The 21,983-nt window shown below is 56.5% G+C and carries 19 protein-coding genes and 1 pseudogene; 9 read left to right on the top strand and 11 right to left on the bottom strand.

The genetic code is table 11. From position 1 onward, the window contains the following. Positions 1-35 precede the first annotated feature (35 nt). The 6 genes and pseudogenes from KDW95_RS19585 to KDW95_RS19560 all read left to right on the top strand — a co-directional run bounded on the left by KDW95_RS19585 (position 36) and on the right by KDW95_RS19560 (position 5,393). Positions 36-1,010, top strand: coding sequence for a Bug family tripartite tricarboxylate transporter substrate binding protein (locus tag KDW95_RS19585; RefSeq protein ID WP_255853454.1), 975 nt, complete (start codon positions 36-38; stop codon positions 1,008-1,010). Between the two features lie 74 nt (positions 1,011-1,084). Then, positions 1,085-1,558: a tripartite tricarboxylate transporter TctB family protein gene (locus KDW95_RS19580; protein WP_255853453.1), complete on the top strand. Its 474-nt coding sequence runs from the start codon at positions 1,085-1,087 to the stop codon at positions 1,556-1,558. Further along, entirely contained in the window at positions 1,533-3,086 is a 1,554-nt protein-coding gene (locus tag KDW95_RS19575) for a tripartite tricarboxylate transporter permease (RefSeq protein ID WP_255853452.1), read from the top strand. Before KDW95_RS19580 ends, KDW95_RS19575 begins: the two co-directional genes overlap by 26 nt. A 54-nt stretch (positions 3,087-3,140) precedes the next feature. After that, a complete protein-coding gene (lhpI, locus tag KDW95_RS19570; RefSeq protein WP_255853451.1) occupies positions 3,141-4,076 on the top strand; it encodes a bifunctional Delta(1)-pyrroline-2-carboxylate/Delta(1)-piperideine-2-carboxylate reductase in 936 nt (311 codons plus the stop codon). A 24-nt stretch (positions 4,077-4,100) separates the two neighbouring features. Beyond that, positions 4,101-4,271 (top strand): annotated as a pseudogene (locus KDW95_RS19565) (aldehyde dehydrogenase family protein); the annotation flags it as partial. 762 nt (positions 4,272-5,033) lie between these two features. Next, positions 5,034-5,393: a hypothetical protein gene (locus tag KDW95_RS19560; RefSeq protein ID WP_255853449.1), complete on the top strand. Its 360-nt coding sequence runs from the start codon at positions 5,034-5,036 to the stop codon at positions 5,391-5,393. A gap of 420 nt (positions 5,394-5,813) precedes the next feature. Here the strand turns inward: KDW95_RS19560 and KDW95_RS19555 are convergent, their stop codons facing one another. The 6 genes from KDW95_RS19555 to KDW95_RS19530 form a co-directional block, all read right to left on the bottom strand. Then, positions 5,814-6,995, bottom strand: coding sequence for a porin (locus KDW95_RS19555; RefSeq protein ID WP_255853448.1), 1,182 nt, complete (start codon positions 6,993-6,995; stop codon positions 5,814-5,816). A 549-nt stretch (positions 6,996-7,544) separates the two neighbouring features. Beyond that, on the bottom strand, positions 7,545-8,492 hold the full coding sequence (locus KDW95_RS19550) for a Bug family tripartite tricarboxylate transporter substrate binding protein (protein WP_255853447.1): 948 nt from the start codon (positions 8,490-8,492) through the stop codon (positions 7,545-7,547). A 162-nt stretch (positions 8,493-8,654) separates the two neighbouring features. Next, positions 8,655-10,088, bottom strand: a complete 1,434-nt coding sequence (locus KDW95_RS19545; RefSeq protein WP_255853446.1) for a sulfatase-like hydrolase/transferase — start codon at positions 10,086-10,088, stop codon at positions 8,655-8,657. Positions 10,089-10,099: 11 nt separating this feature from the next. After that, positions 10,100-11,629 carry a sulfatase-like hydrolase/transferase gene (locus KDW95_RS19540; protein ID WP_255853445.1) on the bottom strand — a complete coding sequence of 510 codons (1,530 nt, stop codon included), beginning with the start codon at positions 11,627-11,629 and terminating at the stop codon, positions 10,100-10,102. A gap of 20 nt (positions 11,630-11,649) precedes the next feature. After that, a complete protein-coding gene (locus KDW95_RS19535; protein WP_255853444.1) occupies positions 11,650-13,065 on the bottom strand; it encodes a tripartite tricarboxylate transporter permease in 1,416 nt (471 codons plus the stop codon). Positions 13,066-13,156: 91 nt separating this feature from the next. Next, complete coding sequence (locus KDW95_RS19530; RefSeq protein WP_255853443.1) at positions 13,157-13,603, bottom strand: tripartite tricarboxylate transporter TctB family protein; 447 nt, start codon at positions 13,601-13,603, stop codon at positions 13,157-13,159. Between the two features lie 422 nt (positions 13,604-14,025). On the opposite strand from KDW95_RS19530, the gene KDW95_RS19525 reads away from it, so the two are divergent. Further along, on the top strand, positions 14,026-14,562 hold the full coding sequence (locus KDW95_RS19525; protein WP_255853442.1) for a MarR family winged helix-turn-helix transcriptional regulator: 537 nt from the start codon (positions 14,026-14,028) through the stop codon (positions 14,560-14,562). 127 nt (positions 14,563-14,689) lie between these two features. Here KDW95_RS19525 and KDW95_RS19520 read toward each other — a convergent pair whose 3' ends face one another. Together KDW95_RS19520 and hppD are read right to left on the bottom strand one after the other, a co-directional pair. After that, the gene (locus KDW95_RS19520) at positions 14,690-15,022 is read right to left on the bottom strand and encodes an NIPSNAP family protein (protein WP_255853441.1); all 333 of its coding nucleotides are present in this window, start codon (positions 15,020-15,022) and stop codon (positions 14,690-14,692) included. A gap of 81 nt (positions 15,023-15,103) precedes the next feature. Then, positions 15,104-16,201 carry a 4-hydroxyphenylpyruvate dioxygenase gene (gene hppD, locus KDW95_RS19515; RefSeq protein WP_255853440.1) on the bottom strand — a complete coding sequence of 366 codons (1,098 nt, stop codon included), beginning with the start codon at positions 16,199-16,201 and terminating at the stop codon, positions 15,104-15,106. Between the two features lie 237 nt (positions 16,202-16,438). Between hppD and KDW95_RS19510 the strand changes: the two genes are divergently transcribed. Beyond that, positions 16,439-18,013, top strand: a complete 1,575-nt coding sequence (locus KDW95_RS19510) for an alkaline phosphatase family protein (RefSeq protein ID WP_255853439.1) — start codon at positions 16,439-16,441, stop codon at positions 18,011-18,013. Positions 18,014-18,348: 335 nt separating this feature from the next. Then, the gene (locus KDW95_RS19505) at positions 18,349-18,555 is read left to right on the top strand and encodes a hypothetical protein (RefSeq protein WP_255853438.1); all 207 of its coding nucleotides are present in this window, start codon (positions 18,349-18,351) and stop codon (positions 18,553-18,555) included. A gap of 461 nt (positions 18,556-19,016) precedes the next feature. On the opposite strand, the gene KDW95_RS19500 is transcribed toward KDW95_RS19505, so the two are convergent. From KDW95_RS19500 to KDW95_RS19490, 3 genes are read right to left on the bottom strand one after another with little or no spacing between them, the layout of a single operon-like run. Beyond that, entirely contained in the window at positions 19,017-20,525 is a 1,509-nt protein-coding gene (locus KDW95_RS19500) for a tripartite tricarboxylate transporter permease (protein ID WP_255853437.1), read from the bottom strand. Positions 20,526-20,529: 4 nt separating this feature from the next. Then, complete coding sequence (locus KDW95_RS19495; protein WP_255853436.1) at positions 20,530-20,985, bottom strand: tripartite tricarboxylate transporter TctB family protein; 456 nt, start codon at positions 20,983-20,985, stop codon at positions 20,530-20,532. A 56-nt stretch (positions 20,986-21,041) separates the two neighbouring features. Beyond that, positions 21,042-21,962: a tripartite tricarboxylate transporter substrate binding protein gene (locus tag KDW95_RS19490; protein WP_255853435.1), complete on the bottom strand. Its 921-nt coding sequence runs from the start codon at positions 21,960-21,962 to the stop codon at positions 21,042-21,044. Positions 21,963-21,983: the final 21 nt, after the last annotated feature.

Below are 21,983 nucleotides of genomic sequence, written 5' to 3'. Positions count from 1 at the left end.
CCTGTACATAAAATAAAACAAATGGAGAAACCATTATGACCCTCACAAAAGCATTTTTAAGCCTGACACTCGCCGCCCTCTGCGCCGCCCCAACCATGGCACAGGGCTGGCCGTCCCGCCCGATCAGCGTTGTCGTGCCGTTCAAGGCCGGCGGTTCATCCGACCTGGTCGCGCGCAGTTTTGCGGCCGCCATTGAAGAGAACAGCTTGCTCGGTCAGCCCGTATCGGTGGTCAACGTCAGCGGCCATTCCTCAGTCGGTGCGCGCCGTGTCATGGACGCAGCACCCGACGGCTACGAGTTCCTCGTACATGAAACCGGGCTGCTGGGCGCCGAGGCCGCCGGTATCATCAATTTCGGCTACAAGGACTACAAGCCGGTGGCGCTGACCGGAGTCAACTGCATGGCCATTCTGGTACGCAAGGACTCAGGCTATGACAACCTGAACGATCTTCTGGCGGCAGCCAGCAAGGATTCCGGCAGCATCCCCTTTGGCGTCAATATCGGCGGGCTGAATCACATGTCCGGCATCCTACTGGAAAATACCGCTGATGCTAAATTCCGCTTTGCCCAGGTAGGCGGCTCGGCCGACAACTTTGCCGCCCTGACCGGCGGACAGACGGCCGTTGCATCGGTCGGGGCAGCCGGTGCGCGCAATTTCACCATGACCAAAGACGGAGAACTGGCCGAAGACAGCCAGGTGAAGGCGATCGCCCTGCTTGCGGATACAACAGACCCGCGGCTGCCAAACGTACCCACAGCCAAACAGCAGGGCGTGGACGTCAGCTTTTGCTTTGGCAACTACTGGCTAGCCCCCAAGAGCACCCCGGACGAGGTCGTTTCAGCCTTCGCCAGCGCTCTCGAGCAAGCCAGCGAGACCGATCGAATCAAGGCCTTCTATGATGACTCGCTGACGACACCGGAATTCCTGCGTGGCGACGCCTTCGCCGCTTACCTGGACGAACAGGCCGCACTCATCGGCCCCGTGGCCAAGCAGGCAACCGCGAAGTAAAGCCGGGGTATCAGGCGGCGCCCGGTACGCCGCCTGATACCCCGCCTCACCTTATAACTTGAGGAGACCGCCCCATGGCCAGACGACTTGAGACCCTTGTGACCCTGCTAATGATTGCGCTTGGTCTTGTCGGTTATCTCGAAGCACAGAAAATAACCAGTTTCTCGTTCGATACGCTGGGTTCCAAAGCCATACCACAGGGGCTGTCCGTTTTGCTCCTGCTGGTCGGAATCCTCGTACTCTTGCTGCCGCAATTGCGGCCTAAACCCATGGAGGCGGAAACGTCGGCAGCTTTTCAGCTCTCGGACTTGGGCCGCACCCTTGTAATGCTGGTTTTCGTGGCAATCTATATCCTGGGCATGTTTACCTTGCGCCTACCGGTATCCCTGATGACTACCGCCTTCGTTGTGGCCTCGGCGTCGCTTTTGCCCATGCCCCATCGGGCCCAGGGTACAGTTCGCGCCCTCATCACCGGATTAATCCTTGGCTTCGGAGTCGAATGGATCTTTACCCGGTTCTTCTTTGTCGATCTTCCAACTCTGTGGTGACAATATGGAAGGCCTATTAACCGCTTTCGCTTTTACACTCCACCCCGCCGCCCTCGCGTTGATGCTGGTGGGCGTGTCCGCGGGTGTCTTTGTCGGCGCAATTCCCGGCCTGACCGGGACCATGCTGATCGCCCTTTGCCTGCCGCTCACCTTTTTTATGACGCCAGAGATGGCTATCGTACTGCTGATCTCGATTTACATAGGCGCAATCAGTGGTGGCCTGATCACTGCAACGCTGCTGAAGATGCCCGGCACTGAGGCGGCTATCATGACCACGCTGGACGGCTATCCGATGGCCAGGGCCGGCAAACCCGGACGAGCGCTGGGCCTGGGCATCGGCTCATCTTTTATCGGCGGCCTGATTTCGTGGATCGCACTGGTCGTGCTCACCAAGCCGCTCTCGGTCTGGGCGACCAAATTCACCGCCTTCAATTACTTTGCCCTGATCGTCATGGCACTGGTGCTGATCGCGATCATTACCGAGGGCTCATTCCTCAAGGGCATCGCCGCGGCCCTCATCGGTGCACTGCTTGCGATGCCAGGGATTGATCCTTCATCCGGCACGCCGCGACTTACTTTCGGCCTGGTGGAGCTGAATGGCGGCATCGACCCTGTCCCCATGTTCATCGGCCTGTTTGCACTGGGCACCGTGTTCAGTGACATCCTGCTTGGGAGTACAAAGAGCAACAGCAGCATTGAAGCGAGCAGAAAGGGCATCTTGATGGGGCTGCGCGATTACCGTCAGCATGGCCTCAACCTGCTGCGCTCTTCCGTTATCGGTACCTGGATAGGGCTTCTGCCCGGTGTCGGCGCGGTCATCGGCTCAATGGTGGCCTACTCCGCAGCCAAGGGCGTATCAAAAACGCCCGAGCGTTTCGGCACCGGTTGCGAGGAAGGTATTGTCGCGTCTGAGTCGGCAAACAACGCAACCATCGGCGGCGCCATGATTCCGCTGATCGCGCTTGGCCTGCCGGGTAGCCTCAATAACGTGCTGCTGCTGGCTGCGCTGCTTATTCATTCGGTCCAGCCCGGGCCCCTTCTGTTCGTCAATAATGCAGAAATTGTCTATATCCTGATGGCGGCCTTTTTCGTATCGAACGTGCTGATGTACCTGGTCATGATACTAAGCGTGCGCTGGGTATCGAAGATCAGTGAGATTCCGCAGTTCCTGCTTTTCCCGCTGATTATCGTCTTCTGCCTGATCGGAGGCTTTGCCTATGGCAATTCTGTAGCGGATGTCTGGGTACTCCTGGGCTTTGCGGTGCTGGGTTTCGTGCTGGATCTGGGCAAATTCCCAAAGGGTCCACTGGCGATCAGTTTCATTCTTGCCCCCATGGCCGAACAGAAGTTGCGCTCCGGGCTCCAGCTATCGGGCGGAGACTGGTCAGGCCTGTGGACGGAACCACTGACTCTGATCATGCTTCTAATCGCGCTGGTCATGCTGTTTTCCCCGTTCCTTGGATCACTCCTGCCGCGTGTTAAGCGCCATCGCCAGGGCACGCAGTCCGCGGACCCGACAGAAGAATAAGCCTTCAGGCGATACCTTGTGTCGCTCCCTTTAATAACATAGTTAGGACACACCATGAACGAATCAGCACCAAACCCGGGGTTCAAGGTTTACGACAGGCAGGCCACCCGCAATCTGTTAAAAATGCCTGCCCTTATCTCAGCCATTAAACAGGCTGCTACAGAATACAGCGAAGGGGGTATTGTTAGCCCGGAACGAATGGTTGTGCCACGCCCTAATGCGGGGGTCATGCTCAGCATGCCCGCAACCGCTCAAGATATATCTGTACACAAGCTTGTAAACGTTGAACCGTCAAACGGGAAAAGAGGGCTTCCCACCATCTATGGCCTGGTCACCATTTTCGATACTCCAACCGGTCAACCGCTTTGCCTGCTGGATGGGCCCGAAGTAACAGGATGCAGGACAGCCGCCGTCTCAATGATTGGTATCGAGACTTTTATGAGTCAGGCTCCACAACGCGTGTTAATTATCGGCAGCGGAACACAAGCCATCTACCACGTCCGTGCTTTGCACGAGATTTACCCAAAAGCAGAAGTATTTGTGCGTGGTCTCAGTCACGATTCCGCTAACCGATTTTGCAAGGAGCACGCTGGGGAGAACCCCAACCTTTACCCCTGCAACCCATCAGAAATTCCCGAAGGCACCGATGTCGTTATCATGCTGACCACCAGCACGAGCCCCATCTATAACGAAGACGCACTGAAAGGCAGGCTTATCATTGGTGTAGGTGCCTTTAAACCAGAGATGGCAGAGATCGGTGAGCACACGCTGGCTGGCAGTGACATTTATGTCGATGACCCACTGGGAGCCAGAGAAGAAGCGGGAGACCTGATTCAAGCGGGGATCGATTGGGGCCGTGTACGTAACCTCGCAGATGCTCTCAAGCATAAGCCATCCCTGGACCGACCTATTGTTTTTAAAACTGTTGGTACAGGTGCATGGGATCTTGCAGCTGGACGTGTCGCAACTCTTAACCTGGCTGGCAAATAGATTCCCTACATGTACCGTAACCGTCACTGCTTCGGCGAAGGCGATATCACCACGCCGTTCGGCGGCTACAAGCAGTCCGGTTTCGGCGGTCGTGATAACACCATCCACGCCCACGTCCAGTACACCCAGCTAAGGACGATCTGGATCGACCTTTGCGACGATGCAGGCGATGCAGGCGATGCCAGCATCGACTGATCGCCATACGCCTAAACGGTAGTTTTCTAATAAGACCCGGCAGAGCCGGGTCATTTCCTGAATATTAAAGACAGTCTCAAGAGACCGCCCGGGAAGCCCAGAGACAGTTTTTTTGGGTCTAGCAGACTCTCACCCGACCTACCCTGTTGGCAATAGTGCGCCATTTCTCTCTGCCGGGGATACATCTCCTATAGCTTCAAGCAGGCGACGATTGTTAAACCAATCAACCTACTCCAGCGCTGCATATTAACCCGACGTACAAATACATTCACGCCGCGTAGGCGATATGCCGGTGTTCGAAATACTTTTTCACTCGCTTGGGCTTCTTTCGCAGCATCCGCTTGTGGCTGCTGACTTTGCTCTTCAGATCACCAGCCGCTCGGGCGGGTGAGGATGCACGGATGCCCTGTTTCAAGCCGCAGCTCAGATACTCGTCCGAGTTCAGTTCCGGCGAGTAGGACGGGAGTGACTCCTCGACGTCTTGCTTGTGCTTTTCCAGCCACGACCGCACAGATATGTCAGAAAAGGCTTGCAGAAATGCTGGCTTTTTTCGTTTCTGGCGGATGAAAACGTCCTGATGCCAGGCGGGAAGCCCCCCCCCCCCGATCAGTCACGGACCAGCGCATGGGATTGCTGTAACAGACGCCTGAGTGGGTGAAGAAGAGTTCCTAACACTCGCACCTTGTTTACGCAACATGAATGCCTTTGCAAGCTGGGCTGGTGACGGGCTCTCTCAACACCAACAATCACAGAGGCCAGCCGATGAATATCAGAGACCCTTTCGGGCGCCAGAAGAAAAAACGCGAGCGCGAATACGCCTCGCCACGCCAGAAACTGCCAGGCGTAGGCGTCGTTACCCGGGCCGATGCCGAGCAGCTGATAGAGAACGTAGGTAAACGCGGCAAGTACGGTTTAATGACTACGATCGCGCTGACGTTGCTGCTAATGCTGCTCATACCCCAAGGGCGTATTATTTTCGGCGCAGCCGGCGCCCTGGTGGGTGCCTGGGCCTATATCACCAGCCGCAAGATTCAGGGCCACATTAAACGCTACATCCAGGAAGAGCTCACCCCGGACAGCGACGCCGAGTCAGCGACTCCCGACGACTCCGCAACCTTGTAGTCGTAGCTGTAAGCCAGGCAGCCTTTTCCGGTTTCAGCTCATCGTAAAGCCCTGCTGCGAAGCCAGCCCCCGGAACCCCGGGGGCTGAGACTGCCCTGCGACGCCATCACCTTTAGTTCAACTCGCCACAACAGCCATGATCATCAGGCGGATCCTATTCCGTTCGTCCACTGAATCAGCTTGCTAAAATACTGCAACTGCTTTGTTGAGCTGAAGCGAATCACTGTCAGAAGCTGGCTACCTCTCGCCGCTGAACCATGAGTGTCGCACTTATGATCTGAATTCCCGAAGTTCACAACTCCCGATCAGGCGCTATAAATCAAAAAAGCAAGGCGGCCTCGCTTCGGTTTTATCCGCCGTGAGTCTGCCCTGCCCAACTTGAAGGGTACATCTGCTGTACTGAAAGCGGGTTTCAGGCTGTTAGTACACCAGTGTCTTGAATCGATAGGTCAGGTTGAGGCCAACCTCGGTGGCATCTTCGCCCGCATCATTCTCGGCGTAGAGTACACCGCCACCCAGGGTCAGGCCCTTGGCCAGCTTGTAGTTGGCACCGATGCTGTAGCCCTTGTTACCGCCGCCACCGAGTAACGCCGTGCCCGGCGGGTTGTAGCTATCCCAAGCCTGGGTATAGTTGACGCCCAATTTCCACTTGCCCTTGTTCCAGTCGACGCCGACATGCAGTTGTTCGTCTTCAACATGGCGGTCGGCAACATCATTGTCGTAGTTTCCGTAGGCATAGTAGGCGCTGGTGCTGACCGTCGCGCCGGAATCCAGCGTTGTGCCGACCTGGAAACCAATATCGGTACTTTTTTGCTGCATGTCGTCATTCACCACATGCACCGAGCTGTGCACCACCCCTGCACTGAGCCGCAGGCCACTGGCAGTCTTGCCGTTCCACTGTGCAGCGAGTTCAAACTCATCATCCTTGAGCCCGAGATCGCTCCAGCTGTCCTGGCCCTTCGGCGCAGTACCGGGGCCGGCAAAGCCGGCAAAAGTATCCTGCAGGTTTATTGAGGCACCAAACTTGAAGCCGTTCAGCTCCGGCGATTCATACCCTATCTTGATGGCATCCTGTGTATCACGCGAGAACGAACGCCAGTCGCCGCCGACAATGCCATTGGCCCAGTCCCAGTTCCAGCTATTGGCATTGCTGCGATCAAAGCCTCCACCGTAGGGCAGATTGCCCCACCAGGGCACGACCCCGGTAAAAGCCCCATGACCCACGGCAATGCCCACACGGCCTGACTGTCGGGGTTTTAGCCGATCTGCCGCACCATCGTCTTCACCGAGGTACAGGTTGCCATAGCGAGCACTTTTTAGCTCAATAGACAGCTCATCAAGCTGATCATTGTCCAGATAGGCATCGTCCAGATTCAGTGCACTATGCAGTTTGAGCTCAAAGGGGCCATGGTTGGCGGTATTGAAGCGATAACTCGGGTCAGCGGTCACCGTGCCGGTATAGTAGCCGACCAGGCCGCCGTTGATTGCTTCCTTGGCGGGGCTGGGGGCCGTGGAATCGGCATAGTCGATTGAAGAAACACCGGCATGGGCACCCAGACCGAGTTCAAGGCTCCAGCCTTCTTCAGGCGCTTTGCTATGCATACTGATTGCAGACGCATGAAAAGAGGTGCTCAATAACAAAATGCTGCTCACTGCTAGCACCAAGGGTTTAACGTTTCGACAAGACGTCCCCGTTCCAGCCAGAGCGCAGTCTGATAGACTGTCATCAAGGAACTTAAATTCACCATAGATCATTTATTATTTCCCTACCAATTAGTTTAAATCTAACCTAGATATTGATACTTTGATGTGCAGCCAAAATAAAACCCCAGCAACGCCACTGCGAGATTATTTATATCCAGAATTTTCTTAAATTATATTCGGGTAATTTATTTACGTTTAAAGGCCACTTCCTGACCATATAGACTGCGATTTAGACCGACTACGCCTATAGTCGAGCCACTTGAAATACGCGCACAATATTACCCAATGCAAACTCACCATAGCCAATCGGCTGTAATTTATTTTAAAAATACTGGTGATTTATTTTTAATTAATGATTTCAATACAACATCACATTATTACCGGCCATCCCGAAGCTGAGTCACTCACACAGGGGAAAGCCGGTATCCTATGTTGATAATCAGCCCATTACCGCTTCATCTGCACTGCAATATTCTTGCTGGTTTGTACAATAAACTCCTGCAGTGCATTGGGACCTAGCGGCTTGGTGACGTCCAGGCGCATTCGCTCGACCGCAAGCTCGCGCACCTCGGCCGACTGCATGGCGTCCTGAATCGCCTGGGCCAGAGTCTCTGCAATATCCTGCGACACACCTTTGGGCGCCGAGAACTGGAAGTAATTTCGCATCACGTAATCCACGCCCTGTTCCTTCAATGTCATGACATTGGGTGACAGCGCCGTACGCTCATTCGTCAGCACGCCCAACTCAACCATATCGCCCGATTCGACATACTTGACATGGGCTCCGGCGATGATACCGAGGTCAATATGCTTGCCCATGATCTGGGCGATCGAGCCTGCGCCGCCCTTGGCCGGCACCTGGCGCAGTTCAATACCATAGTGCTGCGCAATCGTCTCCGCCGCCTGCTTCAATTCCTCGCCCTGCAGAGCGACCGACAGGCCACCATTTTCCTTCGCATAGGCCGCCATGTCGTCGAGGTTTTTCCAGCCCCTCTCGCTCAAGCTGACGACCGCCATCTGCAGCTCGGCCGGCGCCGCCAAGTGGGTAAAGTCGCCCGGCTGGTAGCGGCTCTTGTCGTTGATCACAGGATTGAGGTAGAAGGCCCCGGACGCCGCGAAGCCGATCGTATAGCCATCGGGTTTGGCGTATTTTAGTTTAGTGGCCATCACACTACCCGATGCGCCGGTCGCACTCTGGACGACGAACTTCCAGCCTTTTTGCTCTTCTATCGTGCTAACGATCTTTCGTGCAAACACATCGGCACCGCCACCCGCCGTATAGGCAACCAGCAGGTTGATCGGTTTTGTCGGGTAGTCAGCATAGGATGCGGAAGCGGCAAGAGCACCGATACCCAGTACCACAGCCGCCAGCATGGTTTGAAATATCTTTTTCATTTTCTTCTCCTTTTATACTTATTGAAGGCCTGATTATTCAGGTAAATATAACGTTGTTATGATTAATTAGTATTAATTAGCGCGAGATATGTACGTAGCTCTGATAATAAAAAATCAGTGAATTGCACCTTCCCTGGGGCCTGAATAGCGGCGACATCGTTTTCAGCTTGGTACGGACGTGGCTGCCTTTGGGCCTATGTTGCGAGCCTTGTCAGGCCCGCCAAAACGCTGAATCAACGCTGCCTGGTCGGCTTTAGCTTGCCGGTCAACCTCTTCCGGGTTCAACATGGAACGCAGCAAGGTCTCAAACGCTTTCACCCGAACCGGCTGATCTAGCGCGATGTTTTTCGTTTCGCCTGGGTCCTGTTCAAGGTCGTAAAGCTCTGGCTCATGGCCGACATAATGGATGTACTTGTAACGTCCCTGGCGCAGCATAAAGGCGCCGGTCTCGGAACCCAGCGCATGGTACTGACTAAGGACAACCCGCTCGGCGTCGTCCGTTTCACCGGCTATATCCAGCAACGAGCGCCCGGAAAGTCCAGGCTGCTGTGCTTCCTGCTCTTCGCCCGCGCCCTGCAGTACTGTTTGGTAGACATCGATCAGGCTCACCGCGGTATTGCAAACCTTGCCCCGCGGCACATCCGAGCCCGACAGGATCATCGGCACGCCGGCGGCCTCTTCATACATCGTACACTTGCCCCAGAGCCCGCGTGCCCCCAGGTTGTCGCCATGATCGGAGGAATAAAGAACCCGGGTAGAATCCGCCAGCCCACTCGCTTCCAGCGTTTCCAGAATCTTGCCAACCTGTGCATCCATATAGCTGCACAATGCCAGATAACAGGCGGTGGCCAAGCGCCGGCCGTTCTCATCCAGACTGTCGTCGACCGGCTGACAGCGGTGAAAGTTCTCGACCCAGGGATGGCGATGATAGCCATTTTTTGGATGCAGCCGCGGCTCCGGTATGGCATCCAGCGGGTAGAGATTCAGGTATTCCTGCGGCACGGTCAGCGGGAAATGAGGCGCAACCAGGCCGACATAAAGCACCCAGGGCTTGCCTTGTTTCTCGGTCGCGGCCTGTTCCAGCCAGCGGCAGGCATGTTCCGTATTCTGCTGGTCGTAGGCGTTATAGGGGGAAAATCCCGGGCCCATTGGCAACAGCATCCTGGCCGCCTTGTCCGGCGTAACCAGAGGTGGCTCGCGCAGCGATCCCCAGACCTGCCCGATACCGCCCTCGATATGGGCCGGATTGATCTGGTGGTCAAAGCCCACAGGGTCCTCAGCGGACCTAAAATGCAATTTGCCGATGGAGTCAACAGGATGACCGGTACGCTGCAAGGCATGCCCCCAGCTTCCGATACGGCCATCATAGGCGATGGCGTTGTCCCAGCATCGATGCGCGTGGACATGACGCCCGGTGGCGAGACTCGCCCGGGCAGACACGCAGATTGGGCTGTTGGTATAGGCAGCACTGAAACGCGTGCCCGCCGCAGCCAGGCGATCCAGATTGGGCGTTTTCACCAGAGGGTGCCCTGCACATCCCATTACCAGCGGATTGTGTTCATCGGACAGAATAAACAACAGATTCTGTGCTTTCATAAAAGGCTCCTTCAGGCCGTGCCGACCGGAATACTGAGTTCTGGTCGCATATCGTCGGGACGATTCTGAAGCATCGCCTCCAGCTCGCGGCGAACGCTTGCCGCAGCAGGATCATCGAACAGGTTATTCATCTCGTGGGGGTCGTTTTCCAGATCGTAGAGTTCACCGGCACCTGAGACCGCTTCCAGCGTTAACTTGTGACGGCGGGTCCTGACCGTGCGCAGCGACAGTGGCACGCCAACACGGCTGGGCAACAGTTCCCATTCATTGAGCGCACAGTCCCGCGAAGCCGAGTCCGTCTCGATCAGCGGGCGCAGCGAGTGGCCGTGGTAGTTATGCAGCGGCGGCGCCCCGGCGTAGTCGCTAAAGGTCGGCGCCAAGTCCAGCGTCGAAACCGGATCGGCAACACGCTTGCCGGCCGGAACGCCCGGGCCACGCACGATCATGCCGACACGCAGTACGCCTTCATAGTGCATCGGCCCTTTGAGCACCAGGCCATGATCGCCCAGCATCTCACCGTGGTCGCTGCTGAATACGACCAGGGTGTCATCCGCGATTCCCGCCTCTTCAAGCGCAATCAGGATTCGGCCAACCTGGTGGTCGACCAGCGAAATCATGCCGTAGTAGTTGGCGATCATATGCCGCAGTTGAAGATCGCTCTGCGGCTCCACTCGGCTGTAAGCCTGACGGGTTGCGACCACCTCGGCCGTCCCTTTCGGCTTGGTTTCGATCGCGGCACGATGCCACCATGGGCGCTGTTCCAGGTCCCGCGCGCGATGAACCGGAAGGTCCACCAGCAGCGGATCATGCATGCGAGACCAGGGTTCGGGCGCATCAAACGGATGGTGCGGATCCGGCAGCGATACCCAGAGGCAGAACGGCTTTTCATGTTCCCCCTTGATGTATTCCACCGCCCTGTCACCCGTCCAGGTGCTGTTGTGCCAGGCGACCGGCAACGCCGAATGCCAGGTCTGGGCCGCGCCCACATCGGGTTCGAGCCGGCAGCCATAGAGCCCGTTCTTGCGTTCGCCCTGGCCATCGGCATAAAACCAGCGCTCGTAATGCAGGCCTTCCGGCGGCTTGGGTGGCAGAAACCAGTTGTGCCCAATCATCATCAGCTCGACGTGCTGGAAGCCCATATAGGGCCCGTACCAGTCATCGCCGTAGGAGGCAGAGCTTTTGATACATTCGGGACGCCCCGTCGGCTCGAACGTATGGTAGGTGGAGAAATGCGCCTTGCCGATAAAGGCCGTCTCGTAGCCGGCGGCCGCGAGGCTCCCGGCAAAGCCCTTCTCGCCGACAGCGGTCTCAAGGTCGATACCGTTGTCATGCACGCCGTTAGTCCTGGGCAACTGACCGGTCAGAATCGCAGCCCGGGCAGGCTGACAGACGACACTCGGCGTAATGCACGCATCGAACCTTGTACCGGCGCGCGCCAGCTCATCCAGGTGAGGGGTTTTGACCGCCCTACCCTCGAAGCCAAAGCAGTCTCCCCGATGCTGATCGGAAGTGATAAAAACAATATTGGGCCGACGTGACATAACTAGATTTCCTCCTGCTGTCAGTCTTTCAGGTGGTCAGCGACCTTGCGGTTGGAAAAACCCAGCCGCCAGACCACGATCAGGGCACAGACTGCCAGTCCAATAGCAATGGGCTTGCCAAGGAAATACTCGATTTCGCCGTTGGCCAGAACAAGCGTCTGAGTCAGCGAGAACTCGAACATCGGGCCCAGAATGAAGCCGATGATCAGCGGCAGGAACGGGTAGCCGGTTTTTCTCAGCACATAGCCCAGCACCCCGAAGCCCACCATCAGCCCCACCGTGAACAGACTGTTAGTGGACAGGTAGACGCCCGACAGACAGAGCAGCATGACAACCGGCATGACGATGGTCGGCGGAATCCGCGTGACATAGGCGAACACCCGCAAACCCAGGTTACCGGCAAAGAAGTTGCAGATATTGGCCATAACCATGGCCCCGAACAGGCCGTAGATTAGCTGTCCCTGTTCGGAGAACATCAGAGGACCCGGTGTGATGCCCTGAATGATGAAGGCGCCTACCAGCATTGCCGCACCGACGTTGCCGGGAATACCCAGTGCCAGCAGCGGTATAAGATTTGCGCCTGAGACGGAGCTGTTGGCTGCCTCTGCCGCTGCTATACCCTTAAGTTCGCCTTCACCAAATTTTTCACCAGGCTTGGCTCCCCGCTTGGCCGCGGTGTAGCTCATGACAGCAGCGGCACTGGAGCCAATGCCCGGTAGCGCCCCGATCAGGGTACCGATAACGCCACCACGCAGCATCGTCGGCAGGCACTCCTTGTACTCCGCCCAGCTGATTCGACGATCCGCCTTGGCGCCGGAAAACCCAGGCACAACCGACGACTGATAACCCCCGCGCAGCTCTTCCAGCGCCGTCAACACCTGTCCCACGGCCAGGATACCTATCGCCACGGCGGTAATCTCCAGACCGTCAAACAGCTCGATACTGTCGAACGTCAGCCGCGGCGTCGCGTTTTCCGGATCTAACCCTACAGCACTGAACAAAATACCCAGGAACACCGCGATTACGCCCTTGATCATGGAGTCCCCGATCATGCCTGTGATCACCGCGAAGGCGAGCAGCATGACTGCGGTCATTTCGACCGGCCCCATTTTCAGTGCAACCAGTGCCAGCGGGGCTGCCACGGTAAAGAGCACGATATCGCTCAGCGTGTCGCCGGTGATCGACGAATAAAGGGCCATTTTAAGCGCCTTCAGCGGCTTGCCCTTACGCGCCAGCGGGTAGCCATCCAGCGCCGTGACGACGGCATCGGGCGTACCGGGCGTATTCAGCAGGATGGACGGAATAGCCCCCCCCACGGTACTGCCTTTCATGATACCGACCAGAAACGAAATCGCAGCCAGGGGGGTCAGGGTATAGGTCAGGGGTACGGCAATGGCAATCGCCATCGGGCCGTTCAGCCCTGGTATCGCTCCCACGACGATACCTAGCAATACGCCGGCGGCGACAAATACCAGATTAGAGAGCGTCAGCGCATCAGACAAACCAGCAAGTATGATATCCATAGGATTAAGGCAACGGCATTTCGAGAATGAGATTGAACACCCCGTAGATAAACAACGGAGCACCCACAGAAGTGGCAATCAGACGCAGGGGCCGGCGCTCACCGACGTAAAGCATCAGGATCAGCACCAGCACAATGCCGGTCAGCACAAAACCCGCGCGCTCGAAGGCATAAACCGCCGCAGCCAGTACGGCAACAACCGCAACCAGGTGCCAGAGGTTTTTCAATGCGAAACCCGCAGACGCATCAGCACCCCTCTTGCCCTTGAGCAACCGAGAGACGAACAGCAGCCCACCCATCAGCGTAATCACCCAGGCTGCAAACGAGGGGTACAGCGAAGGTTGCAGCGTGAAGTCCTCGCTGGACTCCGTGTAGGCAGGGATCAGATAGGTGATACACAAGAGCCCGAACAGGCACAGTGCAGCGCCAGACCAGATATCAGTACGATGCATGACTTTTACCTCCGGCCGACAGGACGAACAACGCGATATCGAAGCACATCGGCATTCCCTCCTCAGTTGATTGTTATAGTTAAGGCTGAATCATTATTGCCTCAACAACGTTGTCTAGTCAACGATATTGCTAAACTTTTATCAGTAGCCATGAATATCGGGCTTCGCCTCGCCACCTGCCTCCCCTCAGCCCGGAGAGCATTTGCATGGCTGTGGCCCTGTCGCACCTCCCTTTCCTCGTCGCTGGTTACTTTGCGATGAACCCTGGTCATTCCTATCGCACAGAGAACTAGTAAAGCATCTTCGCCCCCGTGCGACCGGCAAAGATTTGTTAAATGAAGGAGAACGTAATATTATTGACTGATCAATGTAATTATTTCTGCCCCACCTCGGGTGGCCTACATCAAGAGACTCCTGCCTGCATGAATGACTCTCAAATAGACTCCAAACTGACGCCTCTCGACAGTTTAGACAGCGCTCCTGACCAAGTGCAGCTCGAGCGCTTTGTAACCTATCGAATATCCACCCTGGCCAATATGCTGGGCCGTCAGATGGAACGCTTCCTGAACCAGCAGTTCGGAATCTCACTCCCCGACTGGCGAGTGTTGGCAACCCTGGGGCGGTTTAAGGAAATGTCGGTGAGAGAACTCGCGGCAGAATCCAAAATGGACAAGGCGTTGGTTAGCCGAGTCGCCAGTCGGCTCGCGAAGCAGCAATTGATCGACAGCCAGCCCCACCCCGAAGACGGGAGGCTGGTGGTATTAACGCTGACGCCTGCAGGACGTGATATGTATCATGCGATCATTCCCCATGCCATGAAGCGCCATCAAAAGCTGCTAGGGAGTCTTGCACCGGAAGAAATCCCCGCGCTTGACCAGATACTCAATAAGCTACTCGGCTACGCCGAAAACCTGGAGCAGCGCAGCCGCAGCGGAAATAATGAATCACTGATCTACTGACTGGGAGCCCCCAAAGACAGCCATCAAAGGCCATTTACTTTGGGGGCTCGGCGGTAAGTCCTCCCGTGACAATACACGGCGTTTATCCCGCTTAAACTAGTGACACCAGGACCAAGGCTCTGCGTCGTCAGCTGGCAGGACTCAGCAGCGGAAAAAAATCGGCAGGCACCATCAGCTTGTTCTCCTGAGCCACCAAAGCACCGAGCTCGCCGCTGGCCTGAACATAGTCCAGCCACTGCGGATCCGCCCAGAGCGCTGCGCGACGCTGCTCGCGGTCGGCAGCATTTTTGAATTGCCAGATATGCAGGTACTGATTAGGATTTCCGGTCTCGCACAGCAAAAAAGCCAGCGGCTCTCCCAGGTGCTGGACTTGAGGCGCCCTGCCCCGCTCGGCATACAGTTGCAGATGGGGTTTCAGGGTGCCTGGGTGGCAGCTATAGGTACGGACATCGATCAGCATAAAGGCTCCTGTTAATTGCCGACGCCGGACAGCTGTGCAGCCACTGCCCGGGCATTCCACAACGGTAAAGCGGCGAAAATATCAGTCGGTTTTAATCACACCGCGGCTGACCTGGTCCCGCTCGATCGATTCGAACAGCGCCTTGAAATTACCCTCACCAAAACCGTCATCCTGCTTGCGCTGAATAAATTCGAAGAACACCGGGCCCAACAGCGTCTCGGAGAATATTTGCAACAGCAGACGCGGCTCCCCCCCTTCAGTCGAACCATCCAGCAGAATACCCCGAGCCTGCAGCTCGCCTACCGGCTCACCATGGCCCGGTAGCCGTTCTTCCAGCATCTCGTAGTAGCTGGCCGGCGGCTGTGTCATAAAAGGCACCCCCCGGGCTTTCAGTTTGTCCCAGCAGGCGAGCAGATCATCGCAGGCCAGCGCAATATGCTGGATACCCTCGCCGTTGAACTGCATCAGAAACTCTTCGATCTGACCGTTGCCACCCTCAGCCTCCTCGTTGAGCGGAATTCGAATCTTGCCGTCAGGCGCCGTCAAAGCCCGGGAGGTCAACCCGGTGTACTCACCCTTGATATCGAAATAACGGATTTCCCGGAAGCCGAAGATCGACTCGTAAAAATTAGCCCAGTAACTCATGCGCCCACGGTAAACATTGTGCGTCAGATGATCGAGAGTATGAAAGCCGCAGCCCTCTGGATTGCACTCGACACCATCGATGTACTCAAAATCGATGTCATAGATGGACCCCTCATCACCATAGCGGTCAATCAGGTAGATAGGCGCACCGCCTATCCCCTTGATGGCCGGCAGCCGCACCTCCATCGGGCCGGTCGGCATGTCAACCGGCTGCGCACCCAGCTCCAGCGCTTTCTCGTAGGCCTGCTTCGCGTTTTTGACGCGAAATGCCATCGCACAGGCTCCAGGACCGTGCTCTACCGCAAAGTAGGCGGCCATGCTTTTCGGTTCGCTGTTGACGATGAAGTTGATATTACCCTGCCGGAACAAGTCGACGGCCTTGGATCGGTGCCTGGCCACTTTGACGAACCCCATCATCTCGAATATGGGCTCCAGTACTCCCGGCGTCGGCGAAGCAAACTCGATGAACTCGAAGCCGTCGGTCCCAAGCGGATTGTCCCAAAGGTCTTGCGTACCCCTATTATCCAAAGCCATCCGTTTAACTCCTCGCTGCTAAATAAAAAATAGCCGTCGGCTGATACACGATGTATTGCCACAGCCGACATCATTGATTAATCAATTTTAATTGTTACAGCTAAATAGGGATCAGTCAACGTTGATCAGACAATGATATTGCCGTATTCTACTCTTAAGGTTTCAGCATCCTTGACGAAGCACCGGCCCGCAGGCCCTGCAAACTCCGCTCAAGACGTAACAGACAGGCAAGATCACATGAATAGAAAGCCCAATATCTTGTTTATCATGGCCGACCAGCTTCGCGCTGATTACCTTGGCTGTAACGGACATCCGAACATTCGCACGCCGAATATCGATGCCCTGGCGGCGCGAGGCGTCAATTTCAACCGTGCCTACTGCCAGGCCCCGATCTGCGGCCCATCCCGTATGTCCTTCTATACTGGCCGCTACGCGTCCAGTCACGGTGCCAGCCTCAACAATGCTCCGCTGCGAATTGACGAGCGAACTCTTGGAGATTACCTGCGCCCCGAAGGCTACCGCGTGGCGCTGGTCGGCAAGACTCATATGAAACGCGACGACGAGGGCATGCAGCGCCTGGGTATCGACCCTGGCTCGTCACTCGGCGTGCTGGTCAGCGAGTGCGGGTTTGAGCCCTACGAGCGCGATGACGGCCTGCATCCCGATCAGTCCGTGGATCCGGACCTGAAGTACAACCAGTATCTGCGCAGCAAGGGTTACGGGGGACACAACCCCTGGCATGACTATGCCAATTCGGTCGAAGGCGACAATGGCGAAGTGCTGAGCGGCTGGCAGATGCGCCATGCGGACCGACCAGCGCGGGTGAAGGAAGTGGATTCGGAAACCGCCTACACTACCCGTCGCGCCATGGACTTCATAAAGGAAGCCGCAAATTCCCCCTGGTGCCTGCACCTGAGCTATATCAAGCCGCACTGGCCCTATATTGCCCCCGCCCCGTACCACGACATGTACGGCAAGAATGACATCCTGCCAGCCGCACGCAGCGAAGCGGAACTACGGGATCCACACCCGGTGACCGCCGCCTTCATGCAGCATGCAGAATCGCGGGAATTTTCCCGCGACGAGGTCCGCGAGCGCGTAATACCCACCTACATGGGCTTGATCACCCAGCTCGACGATCATCTGGGGCAGCTGATGGCGTTTCTTGGCGAACGCGGCGAACTCGATAATACCCTGATCGTGCTGACCTCAGACCACGGCGACTACCTCGGCGACCACTGGCTCGGCGAGAAGGAACTGTTCCACGACGCCAGCGTCCGCATCCCGATGATTATCGTCGACCCGCGTCCTGCAGCCGATGTCACGCGAGGCTCTCGCAGCAGCCGGCTGGTCGAGGGCATCGACTTGCTGCCGACCTTCGTCGACTATGTCGGTGGCGGGAAATTCGATCACATCCTTGAAGGCCGCTCACTGCTGCCGCTGATCGAAGGGCGCGACGAGATCCAGTGGCGCACCCACGCCTTCAGCGAAAACGACTACGCGCGACGCGGTGCACGCCAAACGCTGGGTCTGCCACCGGACCAGGCCAAAGCCTATATGGTCACCGACGGCCACTGGAAATACGTTCACTATGAACACTTTCAACCACAACTTTTCGACCTTGCCAAAGACCCATTCGAGCTGGAGGACCGGGCATCGGATCCCGACTGCGCCGCCGTTTGCCAAGAGCTGGAAAGTGCCCTCTTCCGCTGGTTCCGCGAGCGCCGAATGCGCGTGACCGTCAGCAATACCCGCGTCGCCAAAAGCACCGGGATGTCTCACAAACGAGGGTATCTGTTCGGCCTTTGGTAACTCCGGCAACTCCGGCAACTCCGGCAACTTCGGTAACTCCGGTAACTCAAAAATGTGGCTGATGTTCTTACCCAGCAGTGGTAGAGACTGCTTTAACAGGCTGTTGAAAATTTGATTGGCAGCAATGACGCTGCCTGTTTTATGTTCAAATTTGGCGGATTGGCCGCTCTTTCTTGGCCGTTTTTTGCCCGATGCGTCGCCCTGTGTAGCCCATTCCGGGTCATCAGGCGAAATACGCCTCGCTGCGACAGAAACTGCCAGGCGCAGGCATCACCACCCGGGCCGATGCCGAGCAGCTGATAGAAACAGTAGGCAAACGCGGCAAGTACGGTTTAATGACTACGATTGCGCTGACGTTACTGCTGATGCTGCTCATACCCCAAGGGCGTATTATTTTCGGCGCAGCCGGCGCTCTGGTGGGTGCCTGGGCCTATATCACCAGCCGCAAGATTCAGGGCCACATTAAACGCTACATCAAGGAAGAGCTCACCCCTCACAGCGACGCCGAGCCATCGACGCCCGACGACTCCACAACCTCGTAGTCGTAGTTGTAACCGGGCAGCCTTTTCCAACTCAAGATCATCGCAACAACGCCCTGTTGCGAAGCCAGCCCCCGAAACCTCCGGGGGCTGAGACTCCCTTTAGTCGCCATTGCCTCTAGTTCAACTCATCACAACTGCCATGATCATCAGGCGGATTCCTATTCCGTTCGTCCACTGAATCAGCTTGCTAAAATACTGCAACTGCTTTGTTGAGCTGAAGCGAATCACTGTCAGCAGTTGGCTATCTCTCGCCGTTGAACCTTGAGTGCCGCACTTATATCAAAACTCCCGAGCGAATTGATACCAAGGTACGCTATTAACTATTCGTCAATATGTTGGAACGTGCTTTTGCTATATTCTGAATATTCCACAGGTAAAGCGGTACACAAGCTCCATAATTCATACGAAAAAAGCGCCCCCCGAAGGAGCGCTGAGAATTTTTCAGGACAACGGTGGATTAATTAGGCGCTCTTTAGCTTTTTCTCGGCTTTGGTGGCTTCAGTCGCCGCGAGCCGGTTCAGCACGATCGGGCTTAGCAGCGACAAGGCAGCCAGTACCAACAGACTTGCACTAATGGGCTGGGCAAAGAAAATCCCGTATTCACCCTCGGACATCATCAGCGAACGGCGGAAGTTTTCTTCCAGAATGCCTCCCAGTACGAGGGCCAGGATGATTGGCGTTACCGGGAAGTGGTATTTTTTGAGGACATAACCCAGCAGCCCAAAGCCGAACATTACCCAGACATCGACGATGCTGTTGTTGTAGCCGTATGCGCCGACAACGGAGATCGCGGCGATGACTGGCAGCAGCAGTGCCTTGGGCGCAGAGATGACCTTGACCCAGACGGGCACACCGATAATGCCGAAAAACAGCTGTGCGAGGCAGGCTACGAACAGGCCTGCGAAGATGCCGTAAACCACGGCACCATTAGTCTGAAACAGCAGCGGGCCGGGCTGAATATCGTGCAGCATCAGCGCCCCGAGCAACACGGCAGCGGTCGCTGATCCCGGAATCCCCAGGGTCAGCAGCGGCACCAGCGAGCCTCCGACTACGGCATTGTTACCGGCTTCGGGTGCCGCCACCCCTTCCAGGCAGCCCTTGCCGAACTGATCCTTGTTCTTCGAAAAGCGTTTGACTTCGTTGTAGCAGATGAAGGATGCAATGGTGGCACCGGCGCCCGGCAGCACGCCGATAATCGAACCCAGCAAGGAGGCGTGCAAGTAAACCTTCCACATGCCCAGCAATTTGCGAACCCTGGGCATGGCAAAGGAAAGGCTGATGCCCTGGGTGCTGGTCATCGTCTTTTCAATACCGGTAAAGACCGACGCCATGGCAAACAGCCCAATCAGTGCCGGAATAAAGCTCAAACCGTCCATGAGCTTGGGGACACCGAAGGTAAAGCGCTCTTCGCCGGTAAAGGGGTCCAGACCGATGCTCTTGAGGAACAGGCCGATAAACATAACGATAAAGCCCTTCATCAGGTTATCACTGGCCAGGCTGGCGATAATGGTGAGGCCGAACACGGCCAGGGCAAAGTATTCAGGAGCACCGAAAGAGAGGGCAACCGTCGCCAGTGGCTCGGAGAACGCGAACAGCACGATGGCGCCGATCATGCCGCCGATGCTGGAGGCAACCACCGACGTCGTCAGCGCCAGCCCTGGCTTGCCCTGCTTGGTCAACTGGTAGCCATCAATCATGGTGGCTGCCGCGGCAGGTGTGCCCGGTGTGCCTATCGCGATAGCGGTAATGGAGCCGCCGTATTCACCGGCCAGGTATACCGATACCAGCAATAACACACTGACCACGGGGTCCATGCCAAAGGTGAAAGGTACCATCAGGGCGACGGCAGTGGAGGCGCTAAGGCCGGGCAGCACGCCGCAAAGAATGCCAATGAGAACGCCAACGATGATGGCGGTCATGGCCGGGATGGTGGCGATGGTGGTGAAACCGAGAATCAGGTTATCAAGCATGGTATCAGCCTCCCAGGAAGCCGGTTGGCAGCGGAATGTTAAGCACCAGTTTGAAGATGCCGTAGAGTGCTGCGGTGACAAGTACGACGCTTAGCAGAACCAGGCCGTAGCGCCGGAACCCAGCCAGCAACGGCAATACAGTCAACAGCGCAGGGGTCAGCAGGAAATAGCCCACGACATCCAGCAGCGCGATATAGATGGCGATAATTGCCACCACCGAAACACCGATCAAGGGGAAATGCGCCTGCTTGTGGGCTGCGCGATTGGGCTTGAGTATGAGCGCGGCGCTAAATAGCATGACGCACACCAGCAGAATGCGCGGGTAGGTGGACGCGGCGAGCTCTGCCGGTGAGCCGGGCTCTTCCAGCCCGCCGATCATGCCATAAAGCACAGCGCAAGCACCGATCAACAGGATCGAGAAAGTGCGATCTGAGCCAATAACGTCAGATATTATTTTCATGGTCAACGACTCCGGTAACGCCGGGGGCCTTTGGGCAGGCCCCCGGGGTGGTGAAATCAGTTCTTGGTTTGGGATACAACCAGCTCACCAAAGGCGTCGCCGGCCAGGTAGCCGTCATACATGTTGGCGCTGGCGAGGAACTTCTTGAATTCAGGTTCGGCCATAACCTTCTGGATCATGTCGTTCAGCTTGGCAACAACCTCATCCGGGACATCTTTGGATGCCATAATGCCACGCCAGTGCTCGGTGACGATGGGGTAGCCCTGCTCGGTCAAGGTCGCAGCCTCGTCGAAGGGGCTAAAACGGTCGCTGGAGGCGACACCCAGAACCTTCAGCTTGCCTGCTTCAAAGTTGGCCAGCATCTCGCTGGGGTTGGCGATGGCCACATCAATATGGCCACCCAGGACGGCTACGACTGGTTCCTTGCCTCCCTTGTACGGGATGTAGTTGAGGTCAATCCCGGCTTTCGCTTCCAGCTCCTTCACCAGTTCCTCATCCACAGACTTGGTGCTGTACCCGCCAATCTGGACCTTGTTGGGGTTTTGCCTGGCGAATGCCACCAGGTCTGTGATGGTGTTGAACTTGCTGTCCTTGTTGACGGCGATGACGAAGGGATCTTTGACCACGCGACTTACATACTTGAAGCTGTCTATGGCGATGCTGTCGCCCGTCTTCTTGAGGCGATTGGTCATGCTGCGAGTATTGGTCATGATCACATGCCCGTCAGCCTCCTGGTTGAGTACATAGCTCATGGCAACCTTGCCTTTGCCGCCCTTTTTATTGACCACCACGATGGGTTGTCCAAGATGCTTTTCACCCAGCTTGGCAATGTAACGGGCCATCAGGTCATGGCCGGAGCCCGAGCTGGACCAGCACACCAGGGTGATGGGTTTCTCGGGGTAGGCTGCCATCGACGGCGCCGAAATGACCGCACCAAGAGTTAGCGCGAGGGCTGCGAGCGTAGTTTTAATTTTCATGGCTGATTTCCTCATCAGTAT

It is taken from the genome of Marinobacterium rhizophilum, assembly GCF_024397915.1.
In the GTDB taxonomy this organism is placed as follows: Bacteria; Pseudomonadota; Gammaproteobacteria; order Pseudomonadales; family Balneatricaceae; genus Marinobacterium_A; species Marinobacterium_A rhizophilum_A.
This window is presented reverse-complemented; position numbering and strand designations above follow the sequence as displayed.

Bases quoted from the DNA above. Each gene is read 5' to 3' on its own strand.
- KDW95_RS19585 (WP_255853454.1), top strand. From the start codon at position 36: ATGACCCTCACAAAAGCATTTTTAAGCCTGACACTCGCCGCCCTCTGC.
- KDW95_RS19580 (WP_255853453.1), top strand. From the start codon at position 1,085: ATGGCCAGACGACTTGAGACCCTTGTGACCCTGCTAATGATTGCGCTT.
- lhpI (WP_255853451.1), top strand. From the start codon at position 3,141: ATGAACGAATCAGCACCAAACCCGGGGTTCAAGGTTTACGACAGGCAG.
- KDW95_RS19560 (WP_255853449.1), top strand. From the start codon at position 5,034: ATGAATATCAGAGACCCTTTCGGGCGCCAGAAGAAAAAACGCGAGCGC.
- KDW95_RS19555 (WP_255853448.1), bottom strand. From the start codon at position 6,995: ATGCATAGCAAAGCGCCTGAAGAAGGCTGGAGCCTTGAACTCGGTCTG.
- KDW95_RS19550 (WP_255853447.1), bottom strand. From the start codon at position 8,492: ATGAAAAAGATATTTCAAACCATGCTGGCGGCTGTGGTACTGGGTATC.
- KDW95_RS19545 (WP_255853446.1), bottom strand. From the start codon at position 10,088: ATGAAAGCACAGAATCTGTTGTTTATTCTGTCCGATGAACACAATCCG.
- KDW95_RS19540 (WP_255853445.1), bottom strand. From the start codon at position 11,629: ATGTCACGTCGGCCCAATATTGTTTTTATCACTTCCGATCAGCATCGG.
- KDW95_RS19530 (WP_255853443.1), bottom strand. From the start codon at position 13,603: ATGCATCGTACTGATATCTGGTCTGGCGCTGCACTGTGCCTGTTCGGG.
- KDW95_RS19525 (WP_255853442.1), top strand. From the start codon at position 14,026: ATGAATGACTCTCAAATAGACTCCAAACTGACGCCTCTCGACAGTTTA.
- KDW95_RS19520 (WP_255853441.1), bottom strand. From the start codon at position 15,022: ATGCTGATCGATGTCCGTACCTATAGCTGCCACCCAGGCACCCTGAAA.
- hppD (WP_255853440.1), bottom strand. From the start codon at position 16,201: ATGGCTTTGGATAATAGGGGTACGCAAGACCTTTGGGACAATCCGCTT.
- KDW95_RS19510 (WP_255853439.1), top strand. From the start codon at position 16,439: ATGAATAGAAAGCCCAATATCTTGTTTATCATGGCCGACCAGCTTCGC.
- KDW95_RS19505 (WP_255853438.1), top strand. From the start codon at position 18,349: ATGACTACGATTGCGCTGACGTTACTGCTGATGCTGCTCATACCCCAA.
- KDW95_RS19500 (WP_255853437.1), bottom strand. From the start codon at position 20,525: ATGCTTGATAACCTGATTCTCGGTTTCACCACCATCGCCACCATCCCG.
- KDW95_RS19495 (WP_255853436.1), bottom strand. From the start codon at position 20,985: ATGAAAATAATATCTGACGTTATTGGCTCAGATCGCACTTTCTCGATC.
- KDW95_RS19490 (WP_255853435.1), bottom strand. From the start codon at position 21,962: ATGAAAATTAAAACTACGCTCGCAGCCCTCGCGCTAACTCTTGGTGCG.